Below are 24,700 nucleotides of genomic sequence, written 5' to 3'. Positions count from 1 at the left end.
TGGGAGAGAGATTTTTATCCCTTGACGCCGCTACCTGTTTCCGTGGGTACGATATAACGTTGTAAAAACAGAAATAGTAATAATACTGGGGCGATCGCAATCACTGAGCCAGCAGCTACCAACCGCCAATCAAGAGAAAATGTCCCTGCTAGCTTTGCGACTCCCAAGGGAAGAGTATATAAATTTTCGTCTTGGATGACAATTAAAGGCCACAAAAAGTCACTCCAAGCACCAATGAATACGAAAATAGCTAAAGTTACCAGTGCAGGGCGAACTGCTGGTAACATAATATGCCACCACAAACCTAACTCCGAACTGCCATCCATCCGGGCGGCTTCTTCTATCTCTTTGGGGACACTCATGAAAGCTTGACGCAACAGAAAAATACCAAAGGCAGAAGCTAAACTCGGAAAAATCATCCCTAAATAAGTATTTCTTAAACCCATCTGGACTGTCAAAATATAGAGGGGAATCATCACGATTTGGAAGGGAATCATAATCGTAGAGACGATGGCTACAAAAATCCAGTCTCGCCCGACAAACGACAATCTAGCCAATGGGTAGGCAGCTAAAGCGCAAAACAGTAGATTTAAGCCGACAGTCAGCACTGACACCAAAGTACTGTTATACAGGTATTGTCCAAAAGGTAGAGAGTTCCACACACTAGAGAAGTTATTTAGTGTAGGTTGACTGGGCAACAACTGTGGCGGCGACTGAAAAATATTTTCCGTAGGCGATTTTAAGGCTGTACTAATTAGCCATAGTAGAGGAAAGAGCATCAATAGTGCGATCGCTCCCAATAGCGCATATATTAGCAGAATTTGCGATCGCGATTTTTTCCAGTTCAGCATTTTATAGAAATTTATTGCAACCTTCTTGATAATGCTACAACTTGCTTTAAATATTTTGCACTTGCTCAAATATTTGTTTAACCCACATTCTCCGCATACGAGTTAATTGCAGACGATTTATTTTTAAAGAACCCCACGCCACAGGCGGGGTGGGGTATTAGGAGACTTTTGCAAGAGGTCTAATAAACTAAAATCCTAATTTTTCCAGCACTGGCTTTGTGGAAACAATGTGGCGTTCTAAACCCAATTCTTTGGGACTAATCCCAAGTGCTAAAGCAATCAACTGGGGTAAATGCAACACTGGTAAACCTAGCTTCTGTTCAATCACCTTTTCTACCTCTGGCTGACGCGAATCTAAATTTAAGTGGCACAGAGGACAAGGCGTAACTATACAGTCAGCACCAGATGCTAAAGCGTCCTGAATATGCATCCCCGCCATCTTAAAAGATTGGGTAGTGGCATAACTAGAAAGTGGCCAACCACAACATTGTGTCCGCCCTCGGTAATAAATTGGTGTTGCACCCACCGCCCGAAACATATTTTCCATCGCTTCCGGTTGGAAGGGATCATCATCAGGCATGGATTTTTGGGCGCGGAGGAGATAACAGCCATAAAAAGCCGCACATTTTAATCCAGTTAACTTCCGGGTGACACGTTTGGTAATTTCCTCTAAACCGTAATCTGTCACCAAAGCGTAAAGAAGATGTTTAACGTCAGTACTGCCGCGATAAGGTGAACAACCTTCCTTGTGCAGCAAGCCATTAACCTGTTCAATGTAGACAGGGTTAGAAGTCTTACATTCTTTCAGATGTTCGTTGACGTGACCGATAACACCTTGACAAGTGCTGCAATGGGTAAGTAAGGGCAGATTTAATTCTTCTGCTAGGGCAATATTTCTGGCGTTAACTGTATCTTCTAGCAGTTGCGAATCTTCTTTAAATGTGCCAGAACCACAGCAAGCAGCTTTTTTAAGTTCAACCAGTTCAATACCTAGTGCTTGGGTAAGCGCTTGAGTTGACTGGTAAAGTTCCCGACAGGCCCCTTGGGCAACACAACCGGGGAAGTAAGCGTATTTCAGGGTGTGAGATACCATAGAAGTATGTTTGGGTTAGAGCGATCGCTCTAAACAATAACTGTTTTATCATTCCTTGTTAGCATCAAAGTTCTGATGTTTGACGTTTAGCGACCCTTTAACCTAGACAGTTAAAGGGTTGCAGCATCCACATATTCTTATTGCTAGCAAGGCTGTAAATACTGATCGAGACATTGTAAAAAATTTTAGCAATAATTGAAAAACCAAAGCATTTACACGGTATCGGCGATGGCGTCATCTCCTCCACTGCCCAAGTGTTAAGAGAAAACTTACCCGATTCTTTTTAGAAATGGGAGAGGTTTTCTAGCAGAAAAACCCTTGGAAGTATGCGGGCGATCGCGCTTGACGATAAGATGTATATGCTCAAAACAATGTCTCCTCTAAAGAGCAGATCGTAGCAAGTGGTTAAGGACTTTTATTTATGAGCCAAGTGGAACTTTTTGAAAAGGTCAAGAAAATCGTCATCGAACAACTGAGTATTGAATCCCCTGATAAAGTCACACCACAAGCCAAGTTTATGGAAGACCTGGGAGCAGATTCCCTGGATACCGTTGAGTTGGTGATGGCCTTGGAAGAAGAATTTGATATCGAAATTCCCGACGAAGCTGCCGAGCAGATTACATCGGTTCAAGACGCAGTAGATTACATCAATAACAAAGTTACCGCCTCAGCTTAACTGGGGATTGGGATTGGGGATTGGGATTGGGGAGATTTTTCTCTAATATCTGGCCACCCTTCGCGTGACGCTCCTAACGTCGCTAACGCTGACGTTAACGCCAGTCGCTTGAAGTCAGGAAATCCGATGCCAGTCGTTCGTAAAGGAAACCTTTAAGACCGCGCTGGCTCACCAGTACCTAGTCGCTAGCCTCAAATTTTTTGCCTGCTTCGTCTTGAAAAGTTCAGATCGCCGGAAGCCGGCGCTCTCTTGGAAAATTGCCCCTCTTGGGGAGACCCCAAGACCGCATTTTCCGCTCCAACTTTTCACTTTTTCGCCATTTTTAACTGAATCATGACAGATCATACACGTAAACGCGTTGTTGTAACTGGTGTTGGCGCGATTACACCTATAGGTAACACAGCAACAGAATATTGGAATGGATTATTGAGTGGACGCAATGGCATTGACTACATCACATTATTTGATGCGTCTCGCCATGATTGCCGGATTGCTGGTGAAGTGAAAAACTTCGATCCGCATGATTACTTGGAGCGCAAAGAGGCCAAGCGCATGGATCGATTTTCCCAATTTGGGGTTGCGGCAGCAAAACAGGCTCTATCTAACGCGGAGTTAGTGATCAATGACCTGAATGCAGAACAGGTAGGTGTGATGATCGGTTCTGGCGTTGGTGGCATTAAGGTATTAGAAGACCAGCAAACTATCTACCTCAACCGTGGCCCCGATCGCTGTAGTCCATTCATGATCCCGATGATGATCGCCAATATGGCCGCAGGATTAACGGCAATTCACACGGGTGCTAAAGGGCCAAACTCCTGTCCTGTAACTGCCTGCGCTGCTGGTTCCAACGCCATTGGAGATGCTTTTCGTCTCATTCAAGGGGGATATGCCCAGGCAATGATTTGCGGGGGAACGGAGTCAGCTGTCACACCATTGTCGATAGCTGGGTTCGCCGCCTGCAAGGCACTCTCTTTTAACAATGATGACCCGGCTCATGCTTGCCGTCCTTTTGACCGCGATCGCAACGGATTTGTCTTGGGTGAAGGTTCAGGAATTTTAATTCTAGAAGAACTACAACACGCCCTAAGTCGCGGCGCTCACATTTATGCCGAAATGATCGGCTATGGTATGACCTGTGACGCCTACCATATCACCTCCCCTGTACCCGGTGGACTCGGAGCCGCTAGAGCGATCGAACTAGCCCTCAAGGATGCCGGAATAACTCCCGAAGAGATTAGCTATATTAATGCCCACGGCACTAGCACCCCAGCTAATGATTCAACTGAAACCTCAGCAATCAAAAAAGCCTTGGGAGAACACGCCTATAAGGTGGCAATTAGCTCTACCAAATCGATGACAGGTCATTTATTGGGCGGTTCTGGAGGTATTGAAGCAGTGGCAACAGTACTGGCGATCGCTAATGACCAAATTCCACCGACAATCAATCTGGAAAATCCCGATCCAGAGTGTGACTTAGATTACGTGCCTCACTCTAGCCGCGCTCAAAAAGTCGAGGTGGCAATATCCAATTCTTTTGGATTTGGCGGTCATAATGTCACACTGGCCTTTAAAAAATACGTCTAAAAGAAGTCAGGAGGCAGGAGGCAGGAGGCAGGAGGCAGGAGGCAGGAGGCAGAATTCAGTAGTTTGATCCGACTCTGCTCGTTTGCCCCATGACGCCAGTCGCTCATGGGGCAAACCCCCAAGACCGCGCTGGCTCCCCAATGCCCCATGTCCCATACCCAAAGTATCAGAAATATCATTCCGATATAAAGTAAGCGTTCAGCATGACCCAATTATCAGCTTGATTTATCACCAGAAACTCAGGAGATCCCGCTTGTCCATCGACAAGCGGGAGTGGGATGATAAGGATACTGTGGGGAATCTAAAATAACCCCAGCAAGAGAAGCTACGAAGAGTGCTAACCCGTCGTTAAAAACAAGAGATTATGACTGTTGCAACCCAATCCGCCAAAGAATTGTCCGTCGAAGAACTGGCTATTAACTCGATCCGCTTCTTGGCTGTTGATGCCGTAGAAAAGGCCAAATCGGGACACCCAGGACTACCAATGGGTGCGGCTCCGATGGCTTTTGTACTCTGGGATCGCTTTTTGAAGTTTAATCCCAAGAATCCCAAATGGTTTAACCGCGATCGCTTTGTCTTATCTGCCGGTCATGGCTCGATGTTGCAGTACGCCCTACTGTACCTGACAGGCTACGATAGCGTCAGCATTGAAGATATCAAGCAATTCCGTCAATGGGAATCTAAAACCCCCGGACACCCGGAAAACTTCATGACCCCAGGCGTGGAAGTCACCACTGGCCCCTTGGGTCAAGGAATTGCCAATGGAGTTGGTTTAGCGATCGCCGAAGCGCACCTGGCCGCTAAATTTAACAAACCCGATACCAAGATTGTTGACCATTACACCTACGTGATTGTAGGTGACGGTTGCAACATGGAAGGAATTTCTGGTGAAGCTTGTTCTTTTGCAGGACACTTGGGATTAGGCAAACTCATCGCTCTGTACGACGACAACCACATTTCTATCGACGGTTCCACAGATGTGGCATTCACCGAAGATGTTTCCAAGCGCTTTGAAGCTTACGGTTGGCACGTCCAACACGTCGAGGACGGCAACACTGACCTAGAAGCGATCGCCAAAGCAATTGAAGCAGCGAAAGCTGTTACCGATAAGCCTTCTTTCATTAAGGTAACAACCATTATTGGTTACGGTTCCCCCAATAAAGCAAACACCGCTGGTGTTCACGGTGCTGCCCTTGGCGGAGACGAAATCGCATTGACTCGGAAAAATTTGGGTTGGGAATATGAGCCTTTCGTAGTCCCAGAAGAGGCCCTCAACCACACCCGCAAAGCAGTAGAACGTGGCGCAGGTTACGAAGACGAATGGAACAAGACTTTTGCAGACTACAAAGCTAAGTATGCCCAAGAAGCGGCTGACTTTGAGCGCTACATAAGCAGCAAACTACCTGACGGTTGGGATAAAGTACTACCCACCTACACCCCAGAAGACAAAGGACTGCCTACCCGCAAACACTCAGAAAATTGCCTCAACAAACTGGCAGGGGTTTTACCTGAATTGATTGGTGGTTCGGCTGATTTAACCCACTCCAACCTTACCGAAGTCAAGGGCAAAGGCGACTTTCAAAAAGGGCACTACGAAAACCCCAACATCCACTTTGGTGTGCGGGAACATGCTATGGGCGCAATCTGTAATGGTATAGCGCTGCACGCTTCGGGATTAATTCCCTACGGTGCTACCTTCTTAATCTTCACAGATTATATGCGTGCTGCCATCCGCTTATCCGCCCTTTCCCAAGCTGGCACGATTTGGGTGATGACTCACGATTCCATTGGACAAGGTGAAGATGGCCCCACGCACCAACCGATTGAAACTCTGGCTTCCTTGCGAGCCATTCCTAATTTAACGGTGTTTCGCCCCGCAGACGGTAACGAAACCTCTGGCGCTTATAAAATAGCGATCGAAAAGGCGAAGCAAAACGCTCCGTCTCTTTTGGCGTTCACCCGTCAAAATGTCCCGAACTTAGCAGGTACATCGATTGAGGGCGTGGCGAAGGGTGGATACACCGTGGTGGATAGCCAAGGTACACCTGATATCATCCTGATTGGAACTGGTTCAGAACTGAGCCTCGCTGTCGGCGCAGCCGAAAAACTCACGGCTGAAGGCAAGAAAGTCCGTGTTGTCTCCCTACCTTCATGGAATCTGTTTGAAGCACAGGATGCGGCTTATAAAGAATCCATTCTGCCGAAAGCTGTCACCAAGCGTTTGTCTGTAGAAGCTGCTAGCAGTTTCGGTTGGCACAAATATGTGGGTACTGAAGGCGATTGCGTTAGTATCGATCGCTTTGGTGCTTCGGCTCCAGGCAATGTTTGTCTAGAGAAGTTTGGCTTTAGCGTTGATAATGTATTAGCTAAGGCTAAACAATTGTTGGGTTAATAGCAACAGAATATTCTCAAAATAGTATGGGGTGGGCTGAAAGGCCCGCCTTTTTTATGTAAATAAATATTAGTTATAATTGAAGTAATAAGTTACTAATTGGGAGGAAGTTATGCAGGAAGTTCCTGAGGAAAGAGACGTACTTCTAGCCCGGATAACAAAAATTGTAGAACATTTAATGCAAAAGGATAGTAGCTATCAGTATTATCTAGATAAAGATAAAGCAATTAAAATGATATTTAAATACTATTCTGAGAAAGCTTTTATAGAGGAACTAAAAGCTATGTCTGATTTCAGATTAACAGGGTTTGTTGAGGGAGATATGATGACTTTGTTATTGATTGAAGGGGAAGATGATATAGACCTTAAAGCAATGTCTTATGTTTAGATATAGTAAATTCCTAAGCAGAAGAATAATTTTTTGTTATATAAATTAATATAATGATTAGAAACAAGCTGATCGCGTTATGATTTATAACGCACTATACTTATGTAGTACAATAGTACTAATTATTCCAAAATTACTATTTATACTGAGAGGCAGTATGAAAGCAGAGCTTCTCAAGAGATTTTTTAGAGCGATCGCTAGTTCAGATCAAGAGGCGATTGACAAGCTGACATATTTAGTGATTGAGGAAGAACGGACTAAGGGGCATACTCTCTTAGCTGACCAGTTAGAGAATATCACTAAAAAAAGCCAGAAAGAGAAGCCTACTAACATAAGCAAACCTACTTCTTCAATACCAGAAAATTTACAGGCTTTAACTGAATTACCAACCAGTAAACGATTTAATCTTCCTCTGGTAACTATCATACCAAGGGATAAATTGCGACATCACATGGTGTTGCCGGAAAATGTTGAGAAACGTTTCTGCCGAATTGAGCGTGAGTATGCAGCAAGAGATAGGCTTGCTCATCATGGACTGCGTTACAGACAAAAAATACTTTTGTATGGCCCTCCTGGCTGTGGAAAGACGCTAGGAGCAGAGCGTTTAGCTTGGAATACTGGTTTACCACTTTTGAAAGTTCGGTTTGATGCAATGGTGTCGTCTTTTTTAGGCGAAACTGCCAGCAATTTAAGACTTGTATTTGAGGATGCCTCAAAAAGTCCATGCTTATTGTTTCTTGATGAATGTGACTCAATTGCTAAGACACGGGAAGACTCTCAAGAAGTAGGAGAAATTAAGCGAGTAGTAAATACATTTTTGCAAATATTGGATGAATATCAACCGTCTTCTGGGCTTTTGGTAGCAGCAACGAATTTGAATAAATCTCTGGATACTGCTCTTTGGAGAAGATTTGATGATTTGATCGCAGTATCCAAACCCGGAGAACAAGAGCTAGAATTTATACTAAAGGAAACATTATCTGCAATTGAAGTGGGATCTATCAACTGGCCAAGGATCATTGAGCAGATGAGAGATTTTTCTGCCGCTCAAGCTGTGAGGGTTGCACAAGATGCAGCTAAAAGAGCAATCCTTGAGCGAGAGGAGCTAGTGATTCAAGAACACTTAGAAGAAGCGATCGCAGAAATCAAAATTTCCTAGTATTAAATTTTGGTGTCTGGATAAATAAATGGTTGAAAGTTCTCAGGGTTTTCCGCATATCACGCTTAGGTTGACAAGACAAGGAAGCGCTGTACCACCAACAGGAGGAGGAAAAAAGAATCCCATCACAGTTGTTAATCTGGGAAATCGCCAGGGACATGGAAGTAAACTTAAAGGTTCAGTTGAATCCTTAATCTTTGATTGGCAAGATACTCAAGAAAAACGTGAGCAAGAAGGAAAGCCGCTACTTCCTGAAAAATCTAAACCTATCATTTTAAAGATAGATCCTATTGCTTTTGATGTAGAGGATCTGAGAAAGTATGGTATTGAGGTCATTGCTGAATTAGAAGATGGATATATTATTGGGGCTTCTGCCAATGATCCAGAACTTAGTAAACTACAAACAAAGATAGAACAATTTATTAAAGCAGAACGAGGTGGTAATAAAATTGCGGAAATATGGGAAATTTTGAATGGAACTAGAAGACCAGAATACATTTTATCACCAGAATTGCTTAATGAATGGGAACAAATCACTGACGATAACATTTTTATAGTAGATGTGGGAATTTCCTGTATAGGCACTAAGTCTCAATTTTCTGATTATCCAGCAGAACAAAAGCCTAACGAAACTGATGAAAGATATACTAGACGAGTTAGTGAATGGATAAATAAACGTGATTCAACATACCAACAATGGGATGATATCAAGTTAGAAAGAGAAGATGATTTTACAGATTTTGTTCAAGGATATCAAGGAGAAATTTTCAATATTATTGATGGACATATTCCTAATTCTGCTCAACTACCAGATAGCTTTTCTTGCAGAATTGAAATTTCTGGTAAGGGATTAAAAGATTTAGTTTTAAATTTCCCGTATGTTTTTGATGTCAGTTTACCTGATGATATAACTGAATTTGTTAAGTCTGAAACTTTATCAGATGTTGGTAATATCGATTTTCAACTAGAGCCACCAGAATCAAATGCTCCTAATGTATGTGTTATTGATAGTGGTATTCAAGAAAGTCATTTTCTTTTAAAAGCAGCGATTGATTCACAAAGTTCAAGGTCTTGGGTTCCAGGAGAAACTCATACAGCTGCTGACTATTATGGCAACGGTGGACATGGAACTAGAGTAGCTGGTGCGGTTCTTTACCCCAGGACTATACCTCGTAGTGGCAAGGAAAAATCTATTTGCTGGATTCAAAATGCAAGAGTTCTAGATGCTAACTGCGAACTACCTAAACAGCTATTTCCCCCAAATTTTCTATCTGAAATTGTAAAAATTTACTACGAGCAAACAAAAACAAGAATTTTTAATCATTGTATTGCTGGATCTGTTCCCTGCCGAACCCAGTATATGAGTTCTTGGGCAGCAACAATTGATAATTTGACATGGACAAAGGATATCCTCTTTATTGTTGCAGCTGGTAATTTACCTTCAGAAGGCAGAAAAATAGGCTTTACAAGATTATCTGTGAAAGAACATCTAGCAGCCAATCGACCATATCCAGATTATCTGTTGGAGGATTCATGTAGAATTGCTAATCCTGCACAAAGCTTTCAAGCTTTAACAGTTGGTTCAATTGCTCTAAGTTATTACCATCAATTTCCCTATTCTTCTATCTCACAGAAGGATAAGCCTTCAGCCTTTTCATGCTCTGGATTAGGAATTTGGAAGACGATTAAGCCAGAAGTAGTTGAATATGGCGGGGATTTTGTTATAGACGAAGGTACACCACCTAACATTACATATCCTCAAAATGTTTGTCCTGAATTAGTGCGTTCAACATTGAATGGTGGGCCTGCACTTGCTGCTGACAATGTAGGAACATCATTTGCAGCGCCAAAAGTAAGCCATATTGCTGCGCGTCTTGCTGCTGAGTTACCTAATGAAAGTTGCCTTCTTTACCGTGCATTAATAGTGCAATCAGCAAGATGGCCAGAATGGACAAGTGCGGATGATGTTAATAAACTGCATGTTATCCGTCAAATTGGTTATGGTCTTCCTAATGTTGATCGTGCGTTGGGTAATGCTCCCAATCGCATCACTCTGATGACAACAGGAGAACGCCGTATTGTCGCTAAACAAGCTCATGTTTACCAAGTAAAACTTCCAGAACAACTACGTTCTCAAGGCGAATTGCTGGAGATTCTGCTAGAAGTTACTTTGTCATACAAAGCACAACCACGTCGAACCCGTAGAAATCGCCGAAAATATCTTTCAACTTGGCTAGATTGGGAATGTAGTAAGAAAGGTGAAGATCCAGAGAGGTTTCTAGAAAGAATTTTAAAAGAGTATGATGCTCCAGAAGATGCTGAAAGGGGAGATAAAGGTTTCAAATGGACTGTTGGGAAAAGATCAAAAAACCACGGAAAGATTGAGGGTGTTTCTAGAAGTGCAGGAACCCTTCAGAAGGATTGGACAGTTGTAAATTCATTTGAACTTACAGAGGCATTTTCTATTGCGGTAGTTGGACATGAAGGTTGGAATAACGATCCAGAAGCTAGCGTTCCATACTCTTTAGTTGTGAGCTTTGAAGCTATACAAGCTGATATTCCAATTTATACATCTATTGTTGAGGCTCAAGTTGCAACAGAGATTCAACCACTGATAGAAGTTCAATCTATTGTAGGTAGCTGAGGCGATCGCACCCCCGCTGTTAAACATCTCCATAAATTAAATATAGATTATCCAGAACTCTTGTAGAGACTTAGCACTGCTACGTCTCTTTTTCACCAGATACCTATTAAGATTTTTATTTATCCCGTTAAAAGCGAAGATTCCTACAGAGGTAATATTATTTACTAACTAGTTTTAGTTAAACTTAAATTCTCTGTGATATACTTATGTAATCAAGAATACCAGTAATATAGATATTAAAACTTAGTATTATGTCTAGTCAAGAACAAAATTCCAACAAAGCATTGAAGCAAACGCAGGCTAGCCCAACAAAAAAGAAGAAAATACAACCTCCCCCAGACCTCAAAAAACCAAAGAAAACCGAATAAAAAGCATTAGAGTTACTTGTAGAGACTTAAATTCAATTAAGTCTCTGCAATTTTCATCAAAAATAAATTAGCTTATTTATTTTTTGCTTGAGTCTTTGCCTGTTCTAAAGCTATTTCTTTAATTGCCTGATATGAATTAACATTTGAATTACCTTCAATAGCTTTAACTGCCAAATCCTGAACTTGTTTGAGAGCGGATTCAAGTTGTTTAGAAAGATTTTGAATCCGCGTCTCTTGATTAGTAATAGTTTGTTCTAGAGATTGCAGTCTTTGTTCATAGAAACGCTTTTGCCCTTCCACTTCCTTAGAATATAAATCTGATTTTACTTTAGCTTGGTAGTAGGCGATGCCTTTGCCTTCTTCTGTAGCTTTTTTGATAGCTGCTTCTTTATCTTTCGGAAAAGCCTCTACCTTGGCTTTTAACTCTTCAAATTGTTTCTCTCTCTCAGAAATTGCTTTCTCGCGTTCAGCCCACTGCTTTTCTGTTTCTTGTAGTAATTCTTCCAATTGCTTATGTAGCGCTTTCTGCTCTTGCTCGTATTCGTCATTTTGCAGTTGTCGCTGGAGTTCTAAATTATACTTGTACTCTGCTGCATCACGTTGCCGAGTTTTATTCAAGTTTTCATTCCGTTCTTTTATCGCCCGTTGCTGTTCCTCCTGTTCTTTTCCCCAAGTATTCCTTTGCTCTAGTATTTCTTGGAATAACACTTCAGAACGTCGGCTATATTCTTCCTGATAAGCTTTAGTATTATCTTCATAGGCTTGGATGAGAGTATCCAGGATATCATCAGAAACTTCTAAATTGTGCAACTGTGTTAATTGTTGGATTTCTTCTTCTAAAGTTTGCTTTATGTTTTCCAACTTAGAGGCTTTTGTGGTTAGCTGTTCCGATAATTCATTAGCAGCACTGCCAAAACCTAACTGAATCTTTGCCAAGCTTTCAATTGTATTGTTCATCTTTTGTTGGACACTAGAAAGCTGATTAATAGCTGTTTTTTGTTCTAATTTAGGCTGTTCTTTAGTTCCAGACTGGTTTTCTTTGGCCACTTGGTCTAGTTCTGATTTCAGTGCTGCTCTTTCTTTTGCTAACTCCTCATACGCCTGAATAATTTCAAATTTAGTATTCTTATCAGTCGGTTTTTTTACCACCACAACAAACCTCCTCTTCAGGAATTCAAAATGATTAAGATGCTACCTACTAACTCACAACTATTTAGGATTAGAACTACCAAAAGCCCTCATAGCTAAGTCTTGTGCTTGTTTTAATGCAGTTTGCAATTGAGCAGAAATGCCTTCTATTTGCTCGGACTGTTTCTTAATTATTTCTTCCAGAGATTGAATTTTTTGTTCATAACTCTGTTTGTTAGATTCCCATTCTCTTTCAAATAAATCAGCCTCTACTTTAGCTTTTTGGCTTGTTTCTTTAATTGCTTCTTCTCTAGCTTTCTTAACGGCTTCTTCCAGTTCGTTAGGAAATGTAGTTACTTTGTGTTCATAATCTGCAAAGAGTGGTTGGCGTTTAGCAAATATCTTTTCTCGTTCTGCCCAATCTTTCTCTTTCTTTTGAGAATTTTCTTGTATCTCCCTTTGTTGTTGGCGCTTTATCCCTTCGTAACTATCTGTATTGAGTTTACGAGTAGTTTCTAACTTATACAGAGATTCTTCTTGTTCTTGCTGGCGATCTTTGGCTAATAAATCATTATATGCTTGGAGTTTTTCTTCATACTCTGCTTGCTCTTTTTGCCATTCTTTCCCCCTGATTGTAATTTCTTTCTCTAGTGCTTCCCTTTTGCTGATAGTGTCTTGTTCGAGTGTTCTTAATTTTTCTTGGTGTTCTTGACTTAAAATGTCTAGAGTATCTGCTACAACTCTAATTTCTTGAAGCTCTTGTAGGCGTTGAGTTTCAATTTCTATAGCTCGGTTCAATTCATCTAACTTGGAATTTTCTTGAGCTAGTTTTTCAGATAATCCATTGAGAATACTGCCAAACTCCAATTGTAAATCAGCTAAACCTTTGACAATACTATCAACGGTATATGCAGAAGCTGCTTGCAGAATTCCTTGACTTTTTGCCTTTTCTGCTTCCTCTTGTTTGGTTGCTATTTTAGATTCCAGCTTTTTTCTTTGGATAATAATTTGTTGAAATGCTTGCATTAGTTGTTGTTTGCTGTCTTTGACTCCAACTGTAGTCATCTTCCAACTCCCTTCAATAGGCAAATGATTTATTGGGTAGCAAGCCATACCAATGACTACCCTATGCAGACATCAGAGTAGCCTTTGAATCAACATTTTAACCCAGTGTAAATACTGAAATGACCGACAGATGACACTTAGGTGGGTACGAATTTTCCACATATATGTCCTTCTGTTTTTCAGGTATAGTTTTCCTTTTGAGATTTAATAGTATTTTTGTACTAAAATAAATATACCTAACCTAATCTCCTCTTGTCAAGATCATCTTTGATGCAATAATGTTTTTTCATCTTGTGAAGACAGAATCGAAAATTCAAAGTCCTTAATTAAAAAACTATGAGAAGCTTGCAGCCACAGTGATTTATGATTTACGAGACTGCTGTGGTATATGTTAATTTTTGTAAAGAAAATCTAAAAGAATTAACCCTAGTAGAAGCGCGGTTGCACTAAGGCGAGATAATAGACTTAATCATCCTAATTGATACAAGCACAGTCCTAGACTTTTGTGAGATCAATGTATACCAGTGAATCGACCAAATATTCTGCTAGAACGGACATTGGACAAACCAGCCGTATTCTAGTAGTAGAAGATGAAGAATTAATCCAGGAAATGCTAGCTGTAGCTCTGGAAGAAGAAGGTTACGGGGTGATAACTGCCCCCGATGGGCGGTCTGCTATAGAATATCTCAAAAGTTTTGAAACCAATTCAGGGGAACTTCCCTTTGATCTGATCATTCTTGATTTGATGCTGCCGCAAATCAATGGGCTAGATATTTGCCGTTTGCTGCGTCATCAAGGCAACCCAGTACCTATTTTAATGCTCAGTGCTAAGGGTAGTGAAACTGACCGTGTTTTGGGGTTAGAGGTGGGTGCAGATGACTACCTGACCAAACCCTTTAGTATGCGCGAGTTAGTGGCTCGTTGTCGCGCTTTACTCCGCCGCCAACGCCTAAGTAATTTACCACAAATACCAGTATTAAAATTCAAGGATGTCACCTTGAATCCCCAAGAATGTCGCGTGCTGGTTCGTGGTCAAGAAGTGGGTCTTTCCCCCAAAGAGTTCCGGTTGCTGGAACTCTTTATGAGTTACGCCCGTAGGGTATGGTCACGGGAACAATTGCTCGATCAGGTTTGGGGGCCGGATTTCGTCGGCGATAGTAAAACCGTAGACGTTCACATTCGGTGGTTGCGCGAAAAATTAGAGCAAGACCCTAGTCATCCCGAATATATTGTGACTGTAAGAGGTTTTGGCTATAGGTTTGGATAATTAGTTTCGATAGTTGTTAGTTTTTAGTAGTCACCAAAAAACTAACAACTCAAATGCTTTTATTGGGATTTTTTCTGGGTTTAGCGGTAGGCATTGGGTTTTGGATTTGGCAACAGGTTCAACTTAACCGCTACCTGGGGCGCTTACTCCGACCGTTAACCTCCCATTCTGACAAGATGGGACTGATGCTGATTCCTGGGTTGCGGCAGGAAATAGCGATGGTGAAACAGCACCGGCAAGATTTACAGCAGTCGTTGCAAACTTACCAAGACCTACTAGATTTTGCACCAGTGGGATATTTGCAGGTAGATGAGGAAAATCAACTGCTGTGGTGTAATCGACAGGCGCAGGAAATTTTGTATCTGCAAAGGTGGCAACCAAAACAAGTGCGCTTATTACTGGAGTTGGTAAGGTCTTATGAACTCGACCATTTAATTGAGCAAACTCGTGATTGGCAAAAACCACAGATGGGAGAATGGATATTTCATCCATCTTGTGATGATCCGGCAGAGATGGCAACAATAAAATCTCTGGCTTTGCGGGCTTCTAGCTTGCCTTTACCTAATGGACAAGTGGGAGTATTTTTAGAAAATCGTCAACCCCTATTAGATATAAATCAAGTACGCGATCGCTCTTTTTCTGATCTAGCACACGAACTCAGAACGCCGCTAACTTCGATTCGCTTAGTTGTAGAAACTTTACAAAATCGTTTAGAACCGCCTTTAAATCGCTGGGTTAACCGCCTCATGCAAGAAGTTGACCGACTGATTAACTTGGTGCAAAGCTGGTTAGAACTTACCCAAATGGAAGCAAACCCAAATATGCAATTGCAAACCAAAGCTGTAGAATTGCGATCGCTAATTACATCTGTTTGGGAAACACTAGAACCCTTGGCAGGGCGCCAACATCTGTCTTTTTCTTATTCTGGCCCCGAAAATCTTTGGATTAAGGGAGATAAAGCCCGGATTTACCAGGTTTTTCTGAATTTGCTAGACAATAGTATTAAGTACAGTCCTCCTGGTACAAGTATTCATGTTGAAGCGAAAATCTTATCAACAAAGGATAACGATCCTGCTTCCTCAATCCTGGAAATAAATCTTATTGATTCTGGAGTCGGGTTTTCTGAGGCAGATTTACCCCACGTTTTTGAGCGATTTTATCGAGGAGATAAAGCGCGAACCCATTCCCCCCAAGATAGTAACTCCATAGGGGCGATCGTTGGTAATGGGTTAGGATTAGCGATCGTTGAGCAAATTCTGATCGCCCACGCTGGTTCAATCAAAGCCATGAACCATCCAGAAACTGGCGGTGCGTGGATGCAACTCCAATTTCCTGAAGTTATGGCAAACTCCCTAAGCCAAGACTATAGTTAGTAATATCTTCACCTTTGAGAAAACAAGTGTGAAAGCCGTCGATTATACTCCCAATCCTCAAAGACCACAACTCGCACGCGCTATTAGGCGCTTAGAACGGGATGTATTACGCATGGGTGCCTTGGTAGAACAATCATTTCGCCTCAGCCACCAAGCGTTATTTGCTCGTAACTTAACAGCAGCTGAAGAACTCCCCCGATTAGATAAAAAGATCGATCGCTTTTATCGTCAAATCGAATCAGACTGTACGGCAATTATGACGCTGCAAGCGCCTACACCTCAAGATTTGCGCTGTTTAAGTGCCTTTATGCAGTTGGTGCGAGACTTAGAGCGCATTGGCGATTATGCTGAGGATTTAGCTGAGATTGCGATTAAAATTTTTCCTTATGCGCCTCATACGTCAATGCCAGAAATTGAAGCTATGTCCCTTCACGCGCAGGCGATGCTAGCAACTAGCTTAAGGGCTTTGGGAGATTTCGATGAAGCTGGTGGACGCCGTTTAAAGCACCTAGATGATACTGTTGACGATGCCTACGATCGCGTTTATGAGACTTTAGCCCAACAACGGGATGTGCCTGGTGTAGTCGAGCCAATTATATTGCTAGCACTGGCAATTCGTTGTCTGGAACGCATGGCGGATCATGCTACTAATATCGGTCAAAGGGTAGCATATATTGTCACCGGTCAACGCTCTTAATTGACGTGCTGCCCAGATCCCCGACTTCTACCCTCTGGGAAGCCACTCTAAGGGAGTCTACAAGAAGTCGGGGATCTAAATCCAGCGATTTAGTAAGCGCCATTTCACCCTAATCTTCACAATTATCTGCGCCTACATACTTACTTAGTCTTCAGAAAATACTAAATAATTAAAAATAAGTTAACTAAATATTTTACTAAAAGCTTACCTATTCTTAAACTTGCACAATTAAAGTAACGGATAAACAACTAAAAAATTTCGGGTCTATCTCACCGAATAGATACCTTAAATCAGAAGTTGTTGCCATCAGAAAGTCCTACTTCAAACTCTTCTGCCGTGTCAAATAGCTCTGCTTTTAGCGGACAATTACCCCATCATATATTTACCCGTCGGGAAGTAATTCCACTTCAAAATGACGTACTTTGGCGCATTGAGCATGGTGCAGTTCGTACCTTAACGTGGAGTGAAGATGGAACATTCATCACTCTCGGTTATTGGGGACTAGGTGATCTGATTGGCTATCCTTTGTCTAAGGTGAAGCCTTACCAGATTGAATGTCTCACAGGCGTAGAAGTAAGCATTGTGCCACCTCATTTGTGGCATCAAGATATTAATGCTTTGTTGTCTCACATTCAACAGGCAGAGGATCTACTAAGCATTGTGCATCGAAAACCAATTTCGCTACGTTTATGGCAATTTTTAGTCTGGTTAAGTGAAAAATTTGGACGTGACGTAGATAAGGGCAAGTTAATCGATCTCAATGTTACCCATCAAGATATTGCTGAAGTGTTAAATACTACGCGAGTAACAATTACCCGACTCCTACAGCAGTTAGAGAAAGAAGGAACAGTTTTACGTCACAAACGCCGCATTATTTTGCGCTTCCCAAATAAATTAATTAAAAATTATAGTTCAGCAGTATGCTAACTGAACTTGCTTGTAATAATCACAAGATAAAGGTATAATCGGGGCTGTGATTGTGTGTGAAATCCACGAAAGAGAAGTGTTTAAAGCATTTTATCATGACTGGATTATTGTAGGTGTGAGTGAGAATAAAAACATGACAAAACGATTCTGGAATCTCTTTAAGGTTAGTCCGGTTGTATTAGCTGCGACATTTTTCATTGCTAATAGTGCCTTAGCTGCTGAAGTCAACGAACAGGTAACAAATGTTGGGCAGTTATCTGAAGCTCAAGAGTCTAACGACATGAGTCAGGTAACATCAGTTTCTCAGTTTTCGGATGTACAGCCTACAGATTGGGCATTCCAAGCTTTACAATCTCTAGTTGAGCGCTATGGCTGTATTGCAGGTTATCCTAACAGTACCTATCGTGGGAATCGTGCTTTAACTCGTTATGAATTTGCCGCAGGTTTGAATGCCTGTTTAGATCGGGTTAATGAACTGATTGCTACAGCTACTGCCGATTTGGTTAGCAAACAAGATTTAGCTACTTTACAGCGCTTACAAGAAGAATATTCTGCTGAATTAGCAACTCTGCGCGGCCGTGTTGATGGACTAGAAGCCCGCACTTCTGAATTGGAAGCTAATCAGTTCTCCACTACCACCAAGTTGGTTGGAGAAGCAATTTTCGCCGTATCTGATGTTTTTGGTGACACTAGAGCCGCTCGTGGTGGCGATCCTACTCAAGACTTAAATTCTAATACTACTTTTAGCGATCGCGTTCGTTTAAACTTATACAGCAGTTTCACTGGTAAAGACCAGTTGCAAATCCGGCTGAATGCTAATAACACCATCTCCAATCGTGGTAATGATGCATTAGGTACTGGTACTGGTACCAACATGAGCCGCTTGGGTTTTGATGGAGACAACGGCAACTCTGTTGTAATCGATAAAATCAACTATGCTTTCAATTTGACTGACGCAGTGCGTGTAAAAGTTGATGCTACTGGTGGTGAGTTATACGAAAACGTTAATAACTTCAACTCTGACTTTGCAAGCTCTGGTAAAGGTGCGCTCTCACGCTATGGACGTTTCAGCCCCATATATCGCCAAGGTCAAGGTGGCTCTGGTGTAACTGTTACCTTCAATCCTAAAGGCGCCATCAGCTTGAGTGGTGCTTATCTAGCTAGGACTGCTAACGACCCCACCCTTAATAATGGGCTGTTGAATGGTGATAATGCCATCTTTGGTCAGTTATCTTTCCAACCCACCAAAGCCTTTAATATTGGTTTAACTTACGCTCGCACTTATCAAAGTGATGGTGCTGCCAATAGCCTTTTCCAAGGTACAGGTAGTATTTTTGCCAACACTCCTTTTGGGGCTAACACTCGTACCGAATCCAACAACTACGGTGTAGAAGCTAGCTTCCAATTTAGTTCTAAGTTGGCTATTAGTGGTTGGGGAGGTTATACAACTGCTGATGCTATTACTGGTGCTAATGCGGGTGCAGACGCAGATATTTGGTACTGGGCTGGAGCGCTTGCTTTGAAAGACTTTGGTGGCGAAGGCAACGTTTTAGGTATTATCTTTGGTCAATCACCCAAAGTTACTGGTGGTAGCATCAAAAATGTTGCTGGCAATACTACCTTCGACGACAGTACTTCTTATCACTTAGAGGGTCTTTACAAGTACAAGATTTCCGATAATATTCTGGTAACACCTGGTTTGTTGGTAATCTTCAATCCAGAACACAACGACGCTAATGACACTGAATACGTAGGTACCCTGCGTACTACTTTCTCCTTCTAAAATCGGGGATGAAATATAAAGCTCAGAATTAGATAAACAAAACCCCACCTAAAAGTGGGGTTTTGTTTAGAAAAAAATTAGCTATGTAGGATTGTAATCTGGCTGATTGGATATATCTTTTGGGGGGCGATCGCTACTCCAAGCCCACCACACAGAACCACAGTGACAGTAGTAGAACTCTTGCCATTTGCGACGACGGTCTTCTGTAAGTACAGGCGATCGCCGATTTAGCCAAACTTTTTCAGCTTCTAGGCTACTTGAGTGGCAGTTAGGACAGCAAAACTCATAAGCGTGTGTTGCCTGATTCGTCCATTCAGGCTGGAAAGGAGCAAAAGCATCCATGTAGTTACAAATATAATCTTAATGGCGATCCAAAACTTTGAGGTTTTGAATTTGGCGGCAAACGAATATTATAAAATCCCGCCACACTATCAAACTGCTGAATCAATATTCTTATGGCTTGATCTGAATTTATTCAAGGCTGCCAGAGCATCTCACAAATCAAAGGTTAACACGAAAAGTTTATTTTTTAAACCCCTAGTTAGTATGCACATTATGACTAATAATTAAATTTATGGAGCCAAATGTTGAAATTCGCCGTTTGTTAGATGTGATGCCTGCTTCTGGTCGGATGACGACAAAAATCGTTAGTAAGCCAGAGCAAGCAAAAGTGATTGGCGCCTCCTTTCCCCAACCCTGGAACCAAGCGCGACCGATATATATTAATTTTGATTTGTGGCGTCGCTTGACAAAGCCGCAACGAGACTTGCTGCTGTTACAGATGGTTAGCTGGTTAACTGGGGTGAAGTGGTTTAAACCCGACATTTATCAAGGTGTGGTGTTGGCCGGGCTGTTAGGCGGATTCTTGGAAGCAGCACAGTCAGATGTAGTGGGTGTAGCCGTAGCTGGGGGATTAAGTGCGATCGCTGCTTTTCGGATCTGGCGCACTAATAAATCTCAAGAGTCAGAGTTAAATGCCGATGCCGCCGCAATTAAAATAGCACAGCGGCGTGGTTATTCAGAAGCTGAAGCAGCACAGCATCTTTTATCTGCAATTGAAGCGGTAGCCAAAATTGAAGGGCGTTCCAGTTTCAATTTTACTGAGTTGATTCGTTGCCAAAACTTAAGAGCGATCGCAGGTTTATCACCAGTCGGTATACCAGAAAGTTATAAGTAAAAATGAGTAATAATTCCGAAGTCAGAATTCATCTGTCTGAATAGTTAAAGAATCAGAAGAATATCTGATGATGATAGCATTTACAGCAATCTTGATGATCCAAATAAATTGGATTCTGAACTAACAATGTTAAGCAAGAAAATTAGCAAATATACTTCAAAATTACCTTTTAATTCTCCTTGGTTTATTATCATTCTTTTTTCTTTTCTTGGTTTAATAGGTATTCTTAACCATTCCATGTGGCGAGATGAACTAAATCCGTGGCTGATTGTCAGAGATAGTAGCTCTTTGGGGGATTTAATTGCAAATATTCATTATGAAGGTCATCCTGTTCTATGGTATTTTTCTCTGGCAATTCTGAGAAAAATAGTCGATGATCCTATTATTATGCAAATCTTCCATTTGGCAATTACTGTTGTTTCAGTTACACTTTTTTGCCTGTATAGCCCTTTTAACTATCAACAAAAATTTCTATTTTCCTTTGGGTTCTTTCCTTTTTACGAATATCTTTTAATTTCTCGAAACTATGCCTTTAGTATGTTATTTGTTTTTGCATTCTGTACAGTTTTTGCATCTAGGAAAATAACTTATGCTTATTTGGCAATTTTATTGGGTTTACTAGCAAATAGTAGTGCTTATGGTTTACTAGTATCATTTTCTTTATTATTAACTTTGCTGGCTGAATTTTGTTTTGATCGTGAACATCGGCAGCAGTATTTTAGTCAAACCCAAAAGTACGACTTATTTTTAAGTATTTTAATTATCACATTATCTTTTATTTTATCGATTTATATTATTACTCCTCCGACAGATAGTTATCTTCACGGTGGGTTAAATAATGGTTGGCTAATAGAATTAGATATCCGTCATCTGTTGAGAAGCGTCGGCAGAGTATTTGGTAGTTATTTATTAATTATTCCTGCACATAAAAGATGGCTGGATTTAATTGTTTGTGCGACAATTGCTTTGTTTATTGTAGTTTTAACTTTAATAAAATTATCTGAAAAGCCAGTTATTTTATTTTTCTACATGATAGGCAATTGTATATTATTTGCCTTTACATACTTGAGATTTATAGGTATGCCACGGCATTTTGGACATTTCTATTTAGTTTTAATAGCGGCTTTATGGCTGGGAAGTTATTATCAAAAGTCTATAGTTTTACTTAATAAAATTTCTATTCTTCCACGTTCAATTACATTTATTCACAAATGGCATTATATCGCTTTGATGCTCATTCTTTATGTCCAGTTTGGGGGAGGAATTTATAGTTTTTCAAGAGATTTAGTTATACCATTTTCTGCTAGTCGCGAAACAGCCCAATATATTCACAAATCTGGATTAGATAATGAGTTTATTGTTGCCAGTCGAGATGCGAATATGGCTCCTTTATCGGGTTATCTCAATCGAAAGTTTTACTATCCAGAGGTGGAAAAAATGGGAAGCTTTACTTTATTTAAAAAAGGTCGTCAAGAAGTGGAACAAGCTGAGATATTAAGCCAGATTAATTCTCTACTTGAAAATCAAGATGAGCGAAAGAAAGTTTTGCTGATTTTAAATAAAAAACTGAATGTCAACCGCAATAATTTGAAAATTGTTCCGATAAAATATTTTCAGAGAGGCTGGGTGGATAGTGAAAGATATTATCTTTATTGGGTAGATGAAGTATAATGATAATGCGCCACAGAACTTTCTAGTTTAATATACTATAGACTTTATTGTACTAGAGGATCAGCATTTACATTTGAATGTGTCGCCATAAATACTTGTTTTATCCAGTGGCTATCGATAAAAAAAATATTTCATTAAAGCTACAGCAAGGAACTAATCCTGCTTTCTTAGCCATTTTACAGAGATGTTCTGTCTTAAAAACTAAGGGCTTAATTGTTATACAAGCAAAATGTGTTGCCAAAACACCTCAAAAATAAGGCTTTTGCATTCTTTTACTAGCTTGCCACCGCTAATAACTGGCTGCAATCCATAAGGCTACTCTACACTGGAATAAGAGAATGTGTGTTTAACTGACTTAGATATCAAAAACTGGGGATTTTTGTCATACCTTCTCGGTGTTGCTTATGAGGTGATTACCTCGTGTGGTAAAACTTAACTTAAATTCTGTCAGTTACGAACGGAGTTGATGGGAATGAGTACCTTAATTTTTATTGGTTTGATAGCGGTTTACGGAGGCGGCGCTTGGAAGTTTTGGAATGGCTTTGGACGGACTAATTTTAATCCAACTTTGACCAATCGGATTGGTTTAGCTTTGCTATGGCCAGCTTTGTTTATTACAAATCAATCTTATCGTCGCAACTTTAGAAAGGCGTTGAAGGGCTAGAGCTTACTATTAAGTCTAAGTCATCCGATCCTGACGGTGGCATATATCTCAAATAAATCTAACCTAACCTAACCTCGCTTTCCTACTAGAAAGCGAGGTTAGGTTTGCTCCTTTTAGGAAGCAGAGGAATTAGGGAGGGATAAGTTCGTTAATCGTTGGAAAATATTTCAGCTGATGAATGAATTTACGAATTATTTACCATTGGTTAATAAATGGATTGCTGCACCTACAGCCGCACCATCAACAGCATTACCAAGGGTATCTCTGCCATCGCCAGTAACTACGCCAGTTACTGCGCTAGTCCCCGCACCGACTCCGACATCTTGACCAATGTTCCGGTGACGGCGATTGCGAGTGTTTCTCAGACCATTTGCACCATTGACGGCTGCACCAGTCACACCACCCTTAGCAGCATTGCCTAATACATTACCATTTCCCCTAACAGCTCCGGTTACAACATTGGTAACAGCCCCAATACCTACATCTCTTAGTACTTGGTCATCAGCAGCAGCGGGTTTGGCGGGAACTAAGGTGACACCAGCTAAACTTGCAGCCATCAGGCTGGGTAGAAGTGCGCGTTTTAGGATTTTATTCATTGTGCTACCTTCTCAAAACATCAAACAATTAGTCTAAAAACCAAAGTTACTAGAACCTGATAAAATATGATTTTTTATCTGAACAACAGTAACTATTTATTATTTGAGAACATCTATATTATTGCATTTGCAAAGTCATAACTGCATCTACTGAAAGCATGAATATAGATTCAGTCTACAGAAGGCCTTGCTGATTTACTAGGCAATGCTGGGGATTACATATTGACAAAATAAATTAAATATGCGGTGTAGATTTTTTCCTTACTAGCAAGGGATTTCTAATGAGAAATTGCGTAGTGTTTACCCTATCTATCTAAAGGTAGTTGCCAAAATAATTAAACTAACTGATCGGGGTTAAGATTTAATTCTCTTAGTTTAGCAGCCAAGCGTTGCTGAATGCAGGGATGAAAATGATTTTGCGTGATTGCAAAACCTTTATAAAGACGTTGCATTGCAATGTCTCTACACCAAGATTTATACATTTAATCAGCAACGCCGAACACAACTCCTCTCTACAAATAGACTACATTTGCGAACTTAGCTGTTACGCCGTAAGCCTCCCACTGTAACGGTACTCCGTACCCTGCGGGAACGCTCCGCGAACAGTGGCGAGATATAAGGCGGTTAAAAACAATGCGACCTGTGAGCAATTTAAGCCTCATTGCTTAACAGTTTATAGGTCAGCATTGTTTTGAACAATTTCTGTCTTTGGCAATCTATCAACCCAGTCCTCAACTATCTGTGTGACTGTTTTATCCTTTGTTGCTGCATAGTCCCGTAGCTTGTTTAATCTGCGAATAGACACTCTACTTAAGCGGCAAAAAGGGAAATGCGCTCACTGTGATAACTACTTCAAAGATGGAGATTCGATAGAAGTTGACCATACCATCCCTAAATCGAAAGGTGGAAAGGACTCATATAATAATTGGCAACTACTCCATCGACATTGCCACGACAAAAAGACTGCCTCTGACGGTAGTCTCGGTAACAAATGTAGCTGAAATATTGCTAAACCTAAGCCACCTGTAAGAACCAGACTTTTCAGCCTGGGAAAAACAATATGTTGGTAATGACGTACTGATGACAACAGCCGTTTTACTGAGGAGCGGAATGATGGGAAACTATCACGTTCCGTTTTGGAGAGCAGTGGAGGGGGCAACTCCTTCACTGACTTTAATTATTTTGAATAGAGCCGAT

The 24,700-nt window shown here is 41.1% G+C and carries 21 protein-coding genes; 15 read left to right on the top strand and 6 right to left on the bottom strand.

Annotated elements, in window-relative coordinates:
• Positions 1-14 precede the first annotated feature (14 nt).
• Positions 15-851, bottom strand: a complete 837-nt coding sequence (locus tag V7K62_RS31195; RefSeq protein ID WP_334871055.1) for a carbohydrate ABC transporter permease — start codon at positions 849-851, stop codon at positions 15-17.
• 187 nt (positions 852-1,038) lie between these two features.
• Positions 1,039-1,944: a CoB--CoM heterodisulfide reductase iron-sulfur subunit B family protein gene (locus tag V7K62_RS31190; protein WP_334871053.1), complete on the bottom strand. Its 906-nt coding sequence runs from the start codon at positions 1,942-1,944 to the stop codon at positions 1,039-1,041.
• A gap of 421 nt (positions 1,945-2,365) precedes the next feature.
• On the opposite strand from V7K62_RS31190, the gene acpP reads away from it, so the two are divergent.
• The 6 genes from acpP (at position 2,366) to V7K62_RS31160 (ending at position 10,787) form a co-directional block, all read left to right on the top strand.
• Positions 2,366-2,620, top strand: a complete 255-nt coding sequence (acpP, locus tag V7K62_RS31185) for an acyl carrier protein (protein ID WP_334871051.1) — start codon at positions 2,366-2,368, stop codon at positions 2,618-2,620.
• Between the two features lie 333 nt (positions 2,621-2,953).
• A complete protein-coding gene (gene fabF, locus V7K62_RS31180; protein WP_334871049.1) occupies positions 2,954-4,204 on the top strand; it encodes a beta-ketoacyl-ACP synthase II in 1,251 nt (416 codons plus the stop codon).
• Positions 4,205-4,568: 364 nt separating this feature from the next.
• On the top strand, positions 4,569-6,596 hold the full coding sequence (gene tkt / locus V7K62_RS31175; protein WP_334871047.1) for a transketolase: 2,028 nt from the start codon (positions 4,569-4,571) through the stop codon (positions 6,594-6,596).
• Positions 6,597-6,708: 112 nt separating this feature from the next.
• Positions 6,709-6,984, top strand: coding sequence for a hypothetical protein (locus V7K62_RS31170; protein ID WP_334871045.1), 276 nt, complete (start codon positions 6,709-6,711; stop codon positions 6,982-6,984).
• A 157-nt stretch (positions 6,985-7,141) separates the two neighbouring features.
• Positions 7,142-8,143 (top strand): ATP-binding protein, encoded by a 1,002-nt coding sequence (locus tag V7K62_RS31165; protein ID WP_334871043.1) that lies wholly within the window; start codon positions 7,142-7,144, stop codon positions 8,141-8,143.
• Between the two features lie 28 nt (positions 8,144-8,171).
• On the top strand, positions 8,172-10,787 hold the full coding sequence (locus tag V7K62_RS31160) for a S8 family peptidase (protein WP_334871041.1): 2,616 nt from the start codon (positions 8,172-8,174) through the stop codon (positions 10,785-10,787).
• 440 nt (positions 10,788-11,227) lie between these two features.
• On the opposite strand, the gene V7K62_RS31155 is transcribed toward V7K62_RS31160, so the two are convergent.
• Together V7K62_RS31155 and V7K62_RS31150 are read right to left on the bottom strand one after the other, a co-directional pair.
• Positions 11,228-12,307, bottom strand: a complete 1,080-nt coding sequence (locus V7K62_RS31155; protein ID WP_334871039.1) for a hypothetical protein — start codon at positions 12,305-12,307, stop codon at positions 11,228-11,230.
• Between the two features lie 57 nt (positions 12,308-12,364).
• On the bottom strand, positions 12,365-13,348 hold the full coding sequence (locus V7K62_RS31150; RefSeq protein WP_334871037.1) for a hypothetical protein: 984 nt from the start codon (positions 13,346-13,348) through the stop codon (positions 12,365-12,367).
• Positions 13,349-13,862: 514 nt separating this feature from the next.
• Here V7K62_RS31150 and V7K62_RS31145 point away from each other — a divergent pair.
• The 5 genes from V7K62_RS31145 (at position 13,863) to V7K62_RS31125 (ending at position 19,395) form a co-directional block, all read left to right on the top strand.
• On the top strand, positions 13,863-14,615 hold the full coding sequence (locus tag V7K62_RS31145; RefSeq protein ID WP_334871035.1) for a response regulator transcription factor: 753 nt from the start codon (positions 13,863-13,865) through the stop codon (positions 14,613-14,615).
• 53 nt (positions 14,616-14,668) lie between these two features.
• Positions 14,669-15,988: a sensor histidine kinase gene (locus tag V7K62_RS31140; protein ID WP_334871033.1), complete on the top strand. Its 1,320-nt coding sequence runs from the start codon at positions 14,669-14,671 to the stop codon at positions 15,986-15,988.
• A 28-nt stretch (positions 15,989-16,016) separates the two neighbouring features.
• Positions 16,017-16,685: a phosphate signaling complex protein PhoU gene (phoU, locus tag V7K62_RS31135; protein ID WP_334871031.1), complete on the top strand. Its 669-nt coding sequence runs from the start codon at positions 16,017-16,019 to the stop codon at positions 16,683-16,685.
• A 336-nt stretch (positions 16,686-17,021) separates the two neighbouring features.
• Positions 17,022-17,612: a Crp/Fnr family transcriptional regulator gene (locus V7K62_RS31130; protein ID WP_442937357.1), complete on the top strand. Its 591-nt coding sequence runs from the start codon at positions 17,022-17,024 to the stop codon at positions 17,610-17,612.
• 133 nt (positions 17,613-17,745) lie between these two features.
• On the top strand, positions 17,746-19,395 hold the full coding sequence (locus V7K62_RS31125) for an iron uptake porin (RefSeq protein WP_334871027.1): 1,650 nt from the start codon (positions 17,746-17,748) through the stop codon (positions 19,393-19,395).
• Positions 19,396-19,476: 81 nt separating this feature from the next.
• On the opposite strand, the gene V7K62_RS31120 is transcribed toward V7K62_RS31125, so the two are convergent.
• Complete coding sequence (locus tag V7K62_RS31120) at positions 19,477-19,737, bottom strand: hypothetical protein (protein ID WP_334871025.1); 261 nt, start codon at positions 19,735-19,737, stop codon at positions 19,477-19,479.
• Positions 19,738-19,969: 232 nt separating this feature from the next.
• On the opposite strand from V7K62_RS31120, the gene V7K62_RS31115 reads away from it, so the two are divergent.
• The 3 genes from V7K62_RS31115 (at position 19,970) to V7K62_RS31105 (ending at position 22,907) form a co-directional block, all read left to right on the top strand.
• The gene (locus tag V7K62_RS31115; protein WP_334871024.1) at positions 19,970-20,572 is read left to right on the top strand and encodes a DUF3318 domain-containing protein; all 603 of its coding nucleotides are present in this window, start codon (positions 19,970-19,972) and stop codon (positions 20,570-20,572) included.
• A gap of 108 nt (positions 20,573-20,680) precedes the next feature.
• Positions 20,681-22,243, top strand: coding sequence for a hypothetical protein (locus V7K62_RS31110; protein WP_334871022.1), 1,563 nt, complete (start codon positions 20,681-20,683; stop codon positions 22,241-22,243).
• A gap of 472 nt (positions 22,244-22,715) precedes the next feature.
• On the top strand, positions 22,716-22,907 hold the full coding sequence (locus V7K62_RS31105; protein WP_334871020.1) for a hypothetical protein: 192 nt from the start codon (positions 22,716-22,718) through the stop codon (positions 22,905-22,907).
• A gap of 191 nt (positions 22,908-23,098) precedes the next feature.
• Here V7K62_RS31105 and V7K62_RS31100 read toward each other — a convergent pair whose 3' ends face one another.
• Complete coding sequence (locus tag V7K62_RS31100) at positions 23,099-23,503, bottom strand: hypothetical protein (protein ID WP_334871018.1); 405 nt, start codon at positions 23,501-23,503, stop codon at positions 23,099-23,101.
• A 782-nt stretch (positions 23,504-24,285) separates the two neighbouring features.
• Between V7K62_RS31100 and V7K62_RS31095 the strand changes: the two genes are divergently transcribed.
• Entirely contained in the window at positions 24,286-24,504 is a 219-nt protein-coding gene (locus tag V7K62_RS31095) for an HNH endonuclease (RefSeq protein WP_334871016.1), read from the top strand.
• Positions 24,505-24,700: the final 196 nt, after the last annotated feature.

Origin of the sequence: Nostoc sp. (genome assembly GCF_036917935.1) — a bacterium.
In the GTDB taxonomy this organism is placed as follows: Bacteria; Cyanobacteriota; Cyanobacteriia; order Cyanobacteriales; family Nostocaceae; genus Nostoc.
The sequence above is the reverse complement of the archived record's forward strand: the minus strand, read 5'-3'. Positions and strand labels throughout refer to the sequence as shown.